Below are 12,462 nucleotides of genomic sequence, written 5' to 3'. Positions count from 1 at the left end.
AGGCAAAGTATAAACGATAATGATTCCTATTTGCGCGCGAATTTCCCTCTCTTTCGTGGGGTGAGGCTCACGTCCAGACGGCTGATGGCGGGAAACTGCCTGTGCAGGCGGTTGGCCATTTAAGGCGCTGCGGGCGCGCAACTTGCAAAGACACGGGTCCACCCGGGGTACGCTGTGTGCGCAAACGCGCTAGGATGAAAATCATTCAAACACGGTGACCGGCCGGCCAACCGTGAAACGGGGAAGAAGGGGGCGACCATGGATGAAGCCAACCTCAACATGGACGACGCTGACGACGATGGCACATTCGTCCCCACGGGCGGCAGGCAGCCGCAGGCGCTGCTGTTGTCCTCGCTCGATTCCATGTGCGCGCAATTTGCCTTGCGCACGGTCTGCGCGATGGGGCTGCGCTTCAATCTGCGCACCAATATCAACGACATCCTCACCGTTTGCGCGCCGGAGCTGATCTGGCCCGTCACGGTCATCCAGCGGCTGCAGCGCTTTCTGTCTGCGCGCTGCGCCGACATGCCAGGCTGGCGCGCGGTCGGCAAGCTGGACCTGCCGACCTTCATGGAGCGCCACGGTCAGTGGAGCAGCGCCTTCGATGAAGGCTCCCTGTTCTATTACCTGGATGAATACGTCAAGCATCACGCCAAGGACATGTTCACCGTGTTCGGCGCGTCGTGCGATGCGCTGGCGGAGCGGCTCTCCGGCGAGCGCGTCCTGCTGGTCGGCAACATCGACATGCTGGCTCGCGTGCTGGGCCTGCCGCCGCACGAACGTGCGTTGCTGCTGTTTGCCTCCCTGGTGAAATACAAGCGCGACCTGCGCGCCGTGATGGTCGACTGCAAGGTCGCGCATAGCCAGGAGGCGTTCCAGCTGCTCGCCAACCTGGCGGGCGCAAGCACGGCCGAGGTTGCCGCGTCATTGCGGCCAGGTTCGCGGCTCGAGACGCTGGGGCTGATCGAGCCGCCGCTGCCCGAGAACAGCGTCACCGATCTGGGCGATCTGATGCGTATCTCCGACCGCCTGTTGCATGTACTTCTGGGCGACTACGCCAGCGAGGCGGACATGATGGCCGTCTTCACGCGCCCCGCGCCGCCGACCACGCTGTCGCAGTCCGACTACCCGCATGTGGAAACCGATGCGCGCTACCTCACGGCGCTGCTGGAAAACGCCTCGCAGCTGCGTGCGTCCGGCGTGAACATCCTCCTGTATGGCGCGCCCGGCACCGGCAAGACCGAACTCGCCCGCGTGCTGGCGCGCGATGCCGGCTGCGAGCTGTACGAAGTGGATTGCCTCGACAAGGACGGCAACAGCCTCACAGGCAAAGACCGCTATCGCTCTCTGCAGGTGTCACAGGCGTTTCTGCGCGGACGGCCCGGCGCGGTGCTGCTGTTCGACGAGGTGGAAGACGTATTTCCCGGCCCGACGCGCGAGCTGATGAGCCTGTTCGGCCACGAAGAGCCGCGTGGCTCCGTCAACGGCAAGGCGTGGGTAAACCAGACGCTCGAGCAGAACCCCGTGCCGGTGATCTGGGTATCGAATTCCATTCGCCAGATCGATCCGGCGTATCTGCGCCGCTTCCAGTTCCACCTTGAGCTGAAGGTGCCGCCGCCGACGGTGCGCGAAAGCATCATCCGCAAGCATCTGGAAGGGCTGGAGGTGTCGGACGCATTCATGGCCAAGCTGGCGGCGCGCAAGACGCTCACGCCTGCGCAGATCGATTCCGCCGCACGCTTTGCACGTCTGACGCAGCCGGCAATGGAGGAGTCTGCCGAGTCGCTGATCGAACGTCAGCTCGACCACGCCGATCAGGCGATGGGCTTGCGTCCTGACGTGCCGGCGCACCGCGTCGTGACCGAATACAAGCTGGACTATCTGAATCTGGAGACGCGGTTTTCCGTCGAGCGCATCATCGAAGCCCTGCGTGCGCGGCGACGCGGCACGTTGTGCTTTTACGGGCCGCCGGGCACCGGCAAGACGGTGCTGGCCGAGCACATCGCGGCGCAGCTCGACATGCCGTTGATGATTCGCCGCGCGTCGGACTTGATGAGCAAGTACGTCGGCGAAACCGAGCAGCAGATTGCGGCGATGTTCTCGCGCGCCGAAGAGGAGCGCGCGCTGCTCCTGCTCGACGAGGCGGACAGCTTCATGCAGAGCCGCCAGGGCGCGGTCCGCAATTACGAGGTGTCGGAAGTCAACGAGATGCTGCAAGGCATGGAACGCTTTGACGGCATCTTCGTCTGCACCACCAATTTGTTTGATCGGATTGACGAGGCGGCGCTGCGGCGGTTTGCGTTCAAGATCCGCTTCAAGCCGCTCGTGCGGGCGCAGCGCGAGCAGATGTTCATTGCCGAGGCACTGGGCGGCAAAGCCGAGGCGCTCAAGCCGGTGTGGCGCGAAATGCTGGCGTCGCTCGACATGCTTACGCCGGGTGATTTTGCGGTGGTCAAGCAGCAGTCTGTGCTGCTGGGCGAGACGCTTGACCCCGAGGCCTTCCTTGCCCAACTGCGGCAGGAGCATTCCATCAAGCCGGAGTTGCGGGAGCGGCGCTCGATTGGATTCACGCCGCGCTGACGCTTAACGCGCATCAACGGTTTGTGGACGCGTCTGCGCTAACGTGGTCGGCTGGATGGATATTCAGCCGGCCAGATGCCAACTGCCCCCACGCTTTTCTACGAACGCATGCCGCCTGCCGGCGTGGTGTTCGGCTGCCTGCTGCCGGTGCCGTGGGTGGGCGCGGCGGCCGGTCTTCTGCTGGCGCTGGGGCCGTCTGTGGGTTTGCCTGACCGGTTTGCTCCGCTGTCGCTCGCGCTGGTTCACGCCTTGGCCGTCGGCATGCTTTTGCCGGCGATGCTCGGCGCGCTATTCCAACTGCTTCCGGTCGTGGCCGGTGTGCCTGTGCGCGGCGCGAGATGGGTGTCGCCGTGGGTGGCGCTGTCTTGCGTGGCAACGGCGTCTGCGCTGGCAACGGGCTTTTTGAGCGCGGACCAACGCGCGTTCGTGTTGGCTGCGTGGATGGGGGCGCCGTTGCTGGCGGTGCCCGCAATGCTGATCCTTCTTGCCGGCATGCGTGTGAGGCAGACGCGCGCCACGCACGCGACGGTGCGAACACTGCGCCGCATCGGCTGGGCCTTGTTGGCAACGCTGGCGAGCGGCGCAACGCTTGCCACGGCGTTGGCTACCGGATGGTTTGCGCCATCGCCAGTGCTGCTGAACCTGCATGTCGGCTGGGGTCTCGGCGGCTGGCTGGCGACGTTGCTCGCGGGCGTGGCGTCGACGGTGTTGCCGATGTTCTGGCAAACACCGCGTCTACCAGCGTCCTGGTATCGGCTGATGCCGTGGTGGCTGTGGGCGCCCCTGCTTGTCGGAAGCGTGTGCGCCAGCGTGGGTGGCACGGTGTTCTGGCAGACATGGGGATGGCTTGCCTTGGCTGCGCTGGCGATGGTGGGCGTGCGTGCCGTGTCCGGTGCGCGCCGTCGGCACGATCCGGGCTGGCGGTTGTGGCTGGCCGCGGTGACTGCCTGGCTGGCGGTGGCCGTGCTCGGATTGAGCGCATCGTGGCTGCCATCAGGCTGGCCGATCGCGTGGGAGATGGGCGTGCTGGCCGTGGTGGGCGGCGGCGTGCTGCCTGTCAACGCGATGCTCGGCAAGATCATCCCGTTCATGATCTGGATGCACTTGCGCAGGCGGGTGCCGCGGCATGTGCGGCTGCCGGCCATGCAGACGTTGATCGGCGAGCGGCAACAGCATTGGCACGCGCGCTTGCTGTTGCTCGTGTTGCTGGCGTTGTTGCTGGTGCCGTTGCAGCCTGAACGGATGGCGGTGACCGCGGGCATGTTGTTCGCGCTGTCGCACGTGTGGCTGGGCGCGATGCTGGGCCGCGCGCTGCTGACGTTTCGTCGTGTCTCGCGAGCGTTTGCGCGCGATTGACGGAACGCAAAACCACATTGGCGGACAAGTCGCAGACTGGCCGCCATGACACAGAACGCTTCCCCCATTGAACTCGTGGCGCCCGCCGGCAGCCTGGCCGCACTCAAGGCTGCGGTGGAAGCCGGGGCCGACACCGTCTACCTCGGCTTGAAGAATGCGACCAACGCGCGCAACTTCGCCGGCCTGAACTTTACCGAGAGCGACATCCGCGCCGGCGTCGAATTGGCCCATCGGAAAGGGCGCCAGGTGCTGTTCGCCATCAACACGTTTCCGCAGCCGGGCCGTGCCATCGAGTGGCGCATGGCAATCGACGCTGCCTACATGCTGGGCGCCGATGCCGTGATCCTGGCCGACCCGGGGTTGATGGCCTATGCGCGCGACCGCTATCCGAACCTTCGGTTGCATCTATCCGTGCAGGGTTCGGCCACGCATGCGGACGCCATCGAGCTGATGCGTGAGCAGTTCGGCATCCATCGCGCCGTACTGCCGCGTGTGCTGACCTTGACCGAAGTGGAGCGCGTGATCAAGCAGACCTCGGTGCAGATCGAAGTGTTCGGTTTTGGCAGCCTGTGCGTGATGGCCGAAGGGCGCTGCCTGTTGTCGTCGTATGCCACCGGCGATTCGCCCAACAACAAGGGCGTGTGTTCGCCCGCGCATGCGGTGCGCTGGGTAGAGCGGGGTGGCAGTCTGGATGCGCGCCTGAACAACATCATGATCGACCAATACGCACCGGGCGAGCCGGCTGGGTATCCGACGTTGTGCAAGGGGCGCTTCCTGGTCGACGGCGAGGTCGACCACGTGCTCGAAGAACCCACGAGCCTCAACGCACTGAGCCTGTTGCCGCGGCTGCTCGCCATGGGCGTATCGGCGATCAAGATCGAGGGGCGCCAGCGCAGTCCGGCGTATGTCGCGCAGGTGGTGGCCACGTTGCGCGCCGCATTGGATGCCGCGCAGGCGGACCCGGCGCGCTTCTCCGTCAAGCCTGACTGGCAGGCCGCACTCGTGCGCCACGCCGAAGGCGCACACGTCACGCAGGGCGCGTTTGATCGGCCCTGGAAATAGAAGGCACATCATGTCTTACGAAATTTCGCTTGGTCCGCTGCTGTACTACTGGCCGCGGCTACAGACGTTTGATTTCTATGCAGAAGTCGCGGCCAGCCCGGTTGACATCGTCTACGTGGGCGAAACGGTTTGCAGCCGTCGCCATGAATTGCGGGCGGACGACTGGCTCGATATCGCGGCCATGCTGCGCGAGGCCGGCAAGTCGGTGGTGCTGTCGACGCGCACGCTCATCGAAACGAGTGCCGAGGCGCAGGCGTTGCGCAAGCAATGTCAGCAAGACGCCTGGATGGTCGAAGCCGGCGAGCTTGGCGCCGTACGGTTGCTGAAAGGCCGACCGTTCGTTGCCGGACCGCATTGCAACGCGTATCACGGCGCGACGCTGGCATGGCTGGCTGGGCTGGGCGCGGTGCGCGCGGTCATGCCGCTGGAGATGAGCCAGGCCACACTGGCCGACCTGATGCGCGAGAAGCCCGCCGAATTGGCGATCGAGGCGCTGGTGTGGGGGCGCTTGCCGCTGGCATTCTCCGCACGTTGCTTTACGGCGCGGCACTTTCGCCTGAATAAGGACGACTGCGGCTTCCGCTGCATCGAGCATCCCGACGGCCTTGCGGTGCGCACGCGTGAGGGCCAAGAGTTTCTCGCCATCAACGGCATCCAGACGCAATCGGGGCAATGCCTCGACATTCTCGATCAGGCGCCCGCGCTGTCGGCGCTCGGCGTGAAGGTGCTGCGCGTCAGCCCGCAATCGCGTGGCACGCTCGACGCCGTGGCGGCACTGGATGCCCTGCGCCTGGGCCTCCCCGTGCGGGACGTGCAGCCTCCCGAAGGCATTGGACGCTGCAACGGCTACTGGCACGGGCAGTCCGGCATTGAGTGGCTGGAGATGCCGCAATGACGCGCCTGCGCCCACCCGAAGTGTGTGTTCGCATGGCGCGTCGCCTGCCGGCACCGGTGACGTCGTTTCCCTTTGTGATGGGGCTCGATCTGGCCCGGCGTCTGTCCTGGTTGACGCCGCCGCCGGAGTTGGACGGACGCCGGTTCGCCATTACCGTGGAGGACCTGGGCCTGCGCGCCTGTTTTTGCTGCCGCGGCGGAGCGTTTCACATGCTTTCTGCGTCCAGCCCCGAGCCCGAGCTGGAGTTGCGTGCAGGCATGGGCGATTTTGTTGCGCTCATTCGCGGGACTGCCGATGCGGACACGCTGTTTTTCCAGCGCCGCCTCAAGATTGCAGGCGACACGGAGCTTGGCCTGATCGTCAAGAACTGGCTCGATGCGGCAGCACGCCCGGCGTGGCTTGCCCGCTGGCAGTCGCGGTAGGACGAGGGGCGCCATGTCATCACGTGCGTTGCCGCTCGTCTATGCATGCTCGGGTTGTTCGAGCGTCGCGCAGGCGGCAAACCGCTTGGCCGTCGATCTCGATCGCGCGGGCAAGGCGGAGATGTCCTGCATCAGCGGCGTCGGCGGCAGGGTGCGCGCGCTCGTCAAGACAGCGCGGAGCGGGCGGCCCATTCTCGCGCTCGACGGTTGCGCCCTGGCGTGCGTGAAGGCCTGCCTGGCAACGGCGGGCGTGGCGCCGGACATTCACCTCGTGCTCAATCAGGCTGGCGCCAAAAAGCGCTATCACGCCGATTGCAGTGACGAAGAATTGCGTGTCGCCGCCGCGCTGGTGGATGACGCCGTCAACACGCTGCTGCATCGCCTCGACGCCGCTGGCGATTGATCTGCGTCGATTCTCTGTCTTTATCCAGCGATGAGCTGGCGCTGCAACGCCGTGGTGTTCGGGATGACCACCTCGCGGCCCTCCACCCGGATCAACCCGTCGCGAACCAACTGACGCAGCGTGCGGGACAGCGTGGCCGGCGCCAGCCCAAGCTTGGACGCGACCAGGCTCTTGCTGCATGGAAACCGCGTGCGGTCAAACTTGCGCGGCAGCGAGAGCAGATACCCGATCAGCCGTTCATTCGCGCTTTGCAGGTTCACGGTTTCGATGTCGCACATCAATGTGTGCAGGCGAGCTGAGAGCCCAGCGAGCATCTGCCGCGCCAGGCGCGGATGCACGTGCAGCGCATCGTCGATGGCGCGCTTGCCGATCCAGACCAGCAGGCTGTCTTCCATGGCCTGCGCGTCCGCCGCATAGGGGCGGTTCAGGAACATGAAGGGCTCGCCAAAGCACTCGCCGGGTCCGAAGAACTCGATGACCTTGCATTGGCCGTGTGTGCCCGGCAATACGAGCTTGATGGCTCCGACCACCACGACATAGAAGCCATCGGCGCGATCGCCACGGTGAAACGCGAAGTCGTGCCGCGACACGCGCACAGCGTGGCTCTCACGCGTAAGCACGGCCATGTCATCGTCGTCGAAGTCCTGGAACAGCGGGCTGTGCTTGAGCAGAGCGCCCACATCAAGGGGGTCTTGCATGGTGTCACCGGCAACAGAAAGAAGAAAAGCAGGCGGCCAATGCGCGCTGGGTGCCCTCGCTGGGCAGCGTGATGGCCGGGGTTCCGGGGGCACTTCGGTAGGCTTGTAATGCGTAGTGTTTCACGCCGCGCAGGCTGAGGTTTTGCGCCAGCGCAAGAAGCTCGGGTTCTGGCAGCCAATCGGGGTGCCACGTGGTGCGGCACTCAAATGCGCTGCCGTTCTGCAGCAGAAGATCCAGGCACGCATCGACCGGCGCAGCGCTGCCGCGGCGGCATGTGAGCGCGTCGTAGCGCGGTGCGCTCGTCTTGATGTCGAGTCCCACCCAGTCCACAAGCGGCAGTACGTCGGCCAGCCGCGCCGGATAAATGCCGCCGGTGTGCAGGCCAATCCTGTAGCCGAGCGCGCGCACGTCGCGCATCAGTTGCGGCAGATGAGGCTCGCTCAGCGGTTCACCGCCGGAGAAGACCACCGCATCGAGCAGCCCCACGCGACGCTGCAGAAACGCGAAGACATCGTCCCAATCCAGCGTGCGCGCCCGCGTCTGCAAGTGCGGGTTATGGCAGTAATGGCAGCGCCACGGGCAGCCCGCGACAAACACGACTGCCGCAAGCTGTCCGGGCCAGTCGACGCTGGAGAACGGCGCCAGGCCGCCGATGGCCGGCGGCGGGCAGTGCGGTGGCTCAGCGTGCGCGGTCTTCAACAAAGAAGCGGCGTTCACAGAATTCCCCTTGCTTGCCGATGTTGAACGAGCTGACGGGCCGGTGATAACCCATCACGCGGGTCCAGACTTCGCAGCGCGTGCGTTGGCTGTCGTCGAGTGCAGCGGTGTGGTTGGCGGTTTGTGCAACGGTAGTCATACGGAGGCTCCTTCGTGATGGAGGTGGGTGGAAGAACCAGGGGTGTCCGCCGTTGCGCACCCGCACTTGCCGTGAGGCTGCTGAGCCAGCAGTTCTGCATCGCATTTCGGACAGAACGCGTGATGGCCGGACAGATAGCCGTGCTTCGGGCAGATCGAAAACGTCGGAGTGATGGTGATGTACGGCAGGCGGAAGTTGGCCAACGCGCGGCGCACGAGCTCCTTGCACGCCTGCGGCGAGGAGATGGCTTCGTTCATGTACAGATGCAGCACCGTGCCGCCCGTGTATTTGCTCTGCAGCGCTTCCTGGCGCGCCAGTGCTTCAAACGGGTCGTCGGTGTAGCCGACGGGCAGCTGGCTGGAGTTGGTGTAATACGGCTGGGCTGTCGTGCCGGCCTGCAGGATGCCCGGCCAGCGCTTGCGGTCTTCGCGGGCGAAGCGATAAGTCGTGCCCTCCGCGGGCGTGGCTTCGAGGTTGTAAAGGTGTCCCGTCGCCTCCTGGAATTCCGTCATGCGCTGGCGCACGTGGTCGAGCAGGCGCACGGCCATGGCGTGGCCGAATGGCGTGGTGATGTCGTCGGCATCGTGCGTGAAGTTGCGAACCATCTCGTTGATGCCGTTCACGCCGAGCGTGCTGAAGTGGTTGCGCAGCGTGCCCAGGTAGCGACGCGTGTACGGGTACAGCCCCTGGTCGATCAGCCGCTGCACAAACTTGCGCTTCACCTCCAGCACGTCGCGGCCGAGCGCAAGCAGCGTATCCAGCCGCGCCAGCAGCGCCGCCTCATCGCCCGCGTAGAGATAACCCAATCGCGCGCAGTTCACCGTCACCACCCCGATCGAACCGGTCTGCTCGGCCGACCCAAATAACCCGTTGCCGCGCTTGAGCAGCTCGCGCAGGTCGAGCTGCAGGCGGCAGCACATCGAGCGCACCATGTGCGGCTCCAGATCGGAATTCAGGAAGTTCTGGAAGTAGGGCAGCCCGTAGCGTGCCGTCATCTCGAACAGCAGCGTGGTGTTCGGGTGTTCCCAATCGAAATCGGGCGTGATGTTGTAGGTGGGAATCGGAAACGTGAATGCGCGGTCCTTCGCGTCGCCCGCCATCATGACGTCGATGTACGCGCGGTTGATCATGTCCATCTCGGGCTGGAGGTCGCCGTAGGTGAACGGCATCTCTTCGCCGCCGATGTACGGAACCTGTTCGCGCAGGTCCGCTGGGCACGTCCAGTCGAACGTGAGGTTGGTGAACGGCGTTTGCGTCCCCCAGCGGCTGGGCACGTTGAGGTTGTAGATCAGCTCCTGCATGGATTGCTTGACCGCCGCATACGACATCGCGTCGCGCCGGATGAACGGCGCCATGTACGTATCGAAGGAGCTGAACGCCTGTGCGCCGGCCCACTCGTTTTGCAGGGTGCCGAGGAAGTTGACGATCTGCCCGATCGCTGCGGACATATGCCGCGGCGGCGTCGCTTCCACCTTGCCCGGCACGCCGTTGAATCCCTCCGTCAGCAATTGCCGCAAGGACCAACCTGCGCAGTAGCCCGACAGCATGTCGAGATCGTGGATGTGGAGGTCGCCCTCGCGGTGCGCCATCCCGGCTTCGGGGCTGTAGACATGCGAGAGCCAGTAGTTGGCCGTGACCTTGCCTGCCACGTTCAGGATCAGGCCGCCCAGGCTGTAGCCCTGATTGGCGTTGGCATTGACGCGCCAGTCGCGCTGCTCGAGGTACTCGTCCATCGTGCTCTCGACATCGACCAGCGTGTGCTTGAGCGAGCGCAGCCGGGCATGCTGCTCGCGGTAGACGATGTAGGCGCGCGCGGTGCGCCAATAGCCGGCGTCGACCAGCACCTCTTCCACGCAGTTCTGGATGATTTCGATGCCGGGGCAGGGCAGCGGGGCGAGATGTGTGACCACGCCGGTGGTCAGGCGCTGTGCCTCGACGGCGTCGAATTCGCCGGTGGCCTGGCCGGCTGCCGCGATCGCCTGGTGGATCTTTTGCGCATCGAACGACGCCAACGAACCGTCGCGCTTGGTGACTTGCCTGGTGAGCTGTGTGCCCGTCATGAGGTACTCCATCTAGTGGTATGGAGTCAGACTAGCACTACATATTGTGGTCGGTGAGTCGTAAAGACCTTGATTTTTAAATCCCTTGACCCCCGTCAACCGGTGCCATTTGCGACGCAGACAGGTCGTGCCGCTGTCAGTCGACGATGAACAGCCGGGCGCCGTTCCTGGTGTACGACTGATGGGCTTCGGCATCGTCGCCGACCTGATAGCTCATGCCGGGCCTGAGCGTGAACTTTCGGCCGTCTTCCAGCGTGGTTTCCAGTTCGCCATCCAGGCAGAACAGGATGTGGCCCTTCTTGCACCAATGGTCGGCCAGGTAGCCCGGTGTGTACTCGACCATGCGTACGCGGATGCGGTTCGGCTCGTCGCCAAAGTAGCGGGTGCGCCAGATCGCCATGCCGGTCTCGCCAGTGTGTTCGGTTGGTTCAACAGTGGACCAGTCGGTCGTGCCGAAAGCGAAGGGCGCCATTTTCATCGTGGGACTCCGGTAGCTGACGTAAGCCCATGATGGTATCAGCGGCTTACGTGGTGCCTGCGCCGCATGCGGTGTGCTGAAAACTGCGCTTATGGGTACGCCCCGACAGCATTGCGTGCCGCTCAATAATCCGCGCCGGACCGCCCGAAATCCACAGCCCATGCGGCATTGCAGCACGGGCTCAATCGTGTCACATCGATGTATGCAGAAATTGCATGGTGCTATGCAACATCGACATAACGATGGTCATGCGCTTCTCTAATATCGTCGCTTTTTACAAAGCGTGACGAACTTGGGCCGGCCCTTGGCCCCATGAGATCCGCGTCTGTCGCGCGCCGTCCCTCCGGCCACGATATTCCTTGGAGAAAGTCTTGAACACCAAACGTCTGACCTCCCACATCGGGCTGGCAATGCTGCTGGGCATTGCCGTCGGCTGGGGCTGCCACGAATACGCCAAGGACGCTGCGGCGGCCAAGGACATCGCTTCGTACTTCAGCATCATCACCGACATCTTCCTGCGCATGATCAAGATGATCATTGCGCCGCTGGTGTTCTCGACCCTGGTGACGGGCCTGGCGAGCATGAGCGGTGGCCGCTCCGTTGGCCGCGTCGGCCTGCGCGCGATGATCTGGTTTGTGTGCGCGTCGGCCACGTCGCTGGCGCTGGGCATGCTGCTGGTCAACTTCTTCCAGCCGGGTGTGCACATGAACCTGGCGTTGCCCGATGTGTCGGCCACGTCGGGCCTGAAGACCGGTGACTTCACCCTCAAGGCGTTCATCACGCACGTGTTCCCGCGCAGCATCGTGGAGGCCATGGCCACCAACGAAATCCTGCAGATCCTGGTGTTCTCGCTGTTCTTTGGCGCCGCGCTGTCGACGATGAAGAACCCGATGGACACCGTGATCGGGCGCGGCCTGGAAGAGCTGACCAAGCTGATGTTCCGCATTACCGACTACGTGATGCGCTTTGCACCGCTGGGCGTGTTTGCCGCCATGGCCGCTGCCATCACGGTGGAAGGCGTGGGCGTGCTGTGGACGTACGGCAAGCTGATCGGCGAGTTCTACCTGGGCCTGGCGCTGCTGTGGGCCATTCTGTTCTTCGTCGGTTATGTTCTGCTGGGCCGGTCGCTGGGCCGTCTACTGGGCTTGATTCGTGAGCCGACCATGCTTGCGTTTGCCACGGCGAGCAGCGAATCGGCGTATCCGAAGACGATGGAAGCACTGGAAAAGTTTGGCGTGCCCAAGCGCGTTGCCAGCTTCGTGCTGCCGCTCGGCTACTCGTTCAACCTCGATGGCTCGATGATGTATCAGGCCTTTGCGGTGCTGTTCATCGCGCAGGCGTACAACATCCAGATGAGCTTTACGCAGCAAGTCACGCTGCTGCTGGTGCTGATGCTCACGAGCAAGGGCATGGCCGGCGTGGCGCGCGCGTCGCTGGTGGTGGTGGCAGCCACGCTGCCAATGTTCCACCTGCCCGAAGCTGGGCTGCTGCTGATCATCGGCATCGACCAGTTCTTCGACATGGGCCGCACGGCCACCAACGTGATCGGCAACAGCCTGGCCACGGCCGTGGTGGCGAAGTACGAACCGGCTGAAGAAGAAAGCGAGGCCGAAGTCGCCGCGCAGCCGAACCTCGGCTGAGGCCCAAAGTA

At 64.4% G+C, this 12,462-nt stretch carries 12 protein-coding genes; 7 read left to right on the top strand and 5 right to left on the bottom strand.

Going from position 1 to position 12,462, the window contains the following annotated elements:
- Window positions 1–258 precede the first annotated feature (258 nt).
- The 6 genes from R2669_RS06795 (at window position 259) to R2669_RS06770 (ending at window position 6,718) form a co-directional block, all read left to right on the top strand.
- Window positions 259–2,580, top strand: a complete 2,322-nt coding sequence (locus R2669_RS06795; protein ID WP_316899349.1) for an AAA family ATPase — start codon at window positions 259–261, stop codon at window positions 2,578–2,580.
- A 75-nt stretch (window positions 2,581–2,655) separates the two neighbouring features.
- Window positions 2,656–3,936 (top strand): hypothetical protein, encoded by a 1,281-nt coding sequence (locus R2669_RS06790; RefSeq protein ID WP_316899348.1) that lies wholly within the window; start codon window positions 2,656–2,658, stop codon window positions 3,934–3,936.
- A 45-nt stretch (window positions 3,937–3,981) separates the two neighbouring features.
- Window positions 3,982–4,998 carry a ubiquinone anaerobic biosynthesis protein UbiU gene (ubiU, locus tag R2669_RS06785; protein ID WP_316899346.1) on the top strand — a complete coding sequence of 339 codons (1,017 nt, stop codon included), beginning with the start codon at window positions 3,982–3,984 and terminating at the stop codon, window positions 4,996–4,998.
- Window positions 4,999–5,008: 10 nt separating this feature from the next.
- Window positions 5,009–5,893, top strand: a complete 885-nt coding sequence (locus tag R2669_RS06780; RefSeq protein WP_316889465.1) for a U32 family peptidase — start codon at window positions 5,009–5,011, stop codon at window positions 5,891–5,893.
- Window positions 5,890–6,315 carry a ubiquinone anaerobic biosynthesis accessory factor UbiT gene (ubiT, locus tag R2669_RS06775; protein ID WP_316899344.1) on the top strand — a complete coding sequence of 142 codons (426 nt, stop codon included), beginning with the start codon at window positions 5,890–5,892 and terminating at the stop codon, window positions 6,313–6,315. The genes R2669_RS06780 and ubiT overlap by 4 nt, the downstream gene beginning before the upstream one ends.
- Before the next feature lie 13 nt (window positions 6,316–6,328).
- Entirely contained in the window at window positions 6,329–6,718 is a 390-nt protein-coding gene (locus tag R2669_RS06770) for a putative zinc-binding protein (RefSeq protein WP_316899342.1), read from the top strand.
- 20 nt (window positions 6,719–6,738) lie between these two features.
- Here the strand turns inward: R2669_RS06770 and R2669_RS06765 are convergent, their stop codons facing one another.
- The 5 genes from R2669_RS06765 to R2669_RS06745 all read right to left on the bottom strand — a co-directional run bounded on the left by R2669_RS06765 (window position 6,739) and on the right by R2669_RS06745 (window position 10,811).
- Entirely contained in the window at window positions 6,739–7,416 is a 678-nt protein-coding gene (locus R2669_RS06765) for a Crp/Fnr family transcriptional regulator (RefSeq protein WP_316899340.1), read from the bottom strand.
- A gap of 4 nt (window positions 7,417–7,420) precedes the next feature.
- A complete protein-coding gene (locus tag R2669_RS06760; RefSeq protein WP_316899338.1) occupies window positions 7,421–8,134 on the bottom strand; it encodes an anaerobic ribonucleoside-triphosphate reductase activating protein in 714 nt (237 codons plus the stop codon).
- On the bottom strand, window positions 8,097–8,273 hold the full coding sequence (gene nrdD, locus R2669_RS06755; protein ID WP_147213873.1) for an anaerobic ribonucleoside-triphosphate reductase: 177 nt from the start codon (window positions 8,271–8,273) through the stop codon (window positions 8,097–8,099). The genes R2669_RS06760 and nrdD overlap by 38 nt, the downstream gene beginning before the upstream one ends.
- Entirely contained in the window at window positions 8,270–10,333 is a 2,064-nt protein-coding gene (locus tag R2669_RS06750; RefSeq protein WP_316899337.1) for a ribonucleoside triphosphate reductase, read from the bottom strand. The genes nrdD and R2669_RS06750 overlap by 4 nt, the downstream gene beginning before the upstream one ends.
- 136 nt (window positions 10,334–10,469) lie before the next feature.
- Window positions 10,470–10,811, bottom strand: a complete 342-nt coding sequence (locus R2669_RS06745) for a DHCW motif cupin fold protein (RefSeq protein ID WP_316899335.1) — start codon at window positions 10,809–10,811, stop codon at window positions 10,470–10,472.
- A gap of 371 nt (window positions 10,812–11,182) precedes the next feature.
- On the opposite strand from R2669_RS06745, the gene R2669_RS06740 reads away from it, so the two are divergent.
- A complete protein-coding gene (locus tag R2669_RS06740; protein WP_316899333.1) occupies window positions 11,183–12,451 on the top strand; it encodes a dicarboxylate/amino acid:cation symporter in 1,269 nt (422 codons plus the stop codon).
- The last annotated feature ends 11 nt before the right edge of the window (window positions 12,452–12,462 follow it).

This window comes from Ralstonia edaphi (assembly GCF_958350185.1).
In the GTDB taxonomy this organism is placed as follows: Bacteria; Pseudomonadota; Gammaproteobacteria; order Burkholderiales; family Burkholderiaceae; genus Ralstonia; species Ralstonia edaphi.
Note: the sequence above shows the minus strand (reverse complement) of the source record. Positions and strands in the feature narration are given on the sequence as shown.

What these genes read in the sequence shown, in the direction of transcription:
- R2669_RS06795 (WP_316899349.1), top strand. Translation starts at nt 259, where the DNA reads ATGGATGAAGCCAACCTCAACATGGACGACGCTGACGACGATGGCACA.
- R2669_RS06790 (WP_316899348.1), top strand. Translation starts at nt 2,656, where the DNA reads ATGCCAACTGCCCCCACGCTTTTCTACGAACGCATGCCGCCTGCCGGC.
- ubiU (WP_316899346.1), top strand. Translation starts at nt 3,982, where the DNA reads ATGACACAGAACGCTTCCCCCATTGAACTCGTGGCGCCCGCCGGCAGC.
- R2669_RS06780 (WP_316889465.1), top strand. Translation starts at nt 5,009, where the DNA reads ATGTCTTACGAAATTTCGCTTGGTCCGCTGCTGTACTACTGGCCGCGG.
- ubiT (WP_316899344.1), top strand. Translation starts at nt 5,890, where the DNA reads ATGACGCGCCTGCGCCCACCCGAAGTGTGTGTTCGCATGGCGCGTCGC.
- R2669_RS06770 (WP_316899342.1), top strand. Translation starts at nt 6,329, where the DNA reads ATGTCATCACGTGCGTTGCCGCTCGTCTATGCATGCTCGGGTTGTTCG.
- R2669_RS06765 (WP_316899340.1), bottom strand. Translation starts at nt 7,416, where the DNA reads ATGCAAGACCCCCTTGATGTGGGCGCTCTGCTCAAGCACAGCCCGCTG.
- nrdD (WP_147213873.1), bottom strand. Translation starts at nt 8,273, where the DNA reads ATGACTACCGTTGCACAAACCGCCAACCACACCGCTGCACTCGACGAC.
- R2669_RS06750 (WP_316899337.1), bottom strand. Translation starts at nt 10,333, where the DNA reads ATGACGGGCACACAGCTCACCAGGCAAGTCACCAAGCGCGACGGTTCG.
- R2669_RS06745 (WP_316899335.1), bottom strand. Translation starts at nt 10,811, where the DNA reads ATGAAAATGGCGCCCTTCGCTTTCGGCACGACCGACTGGTCCACTGTT.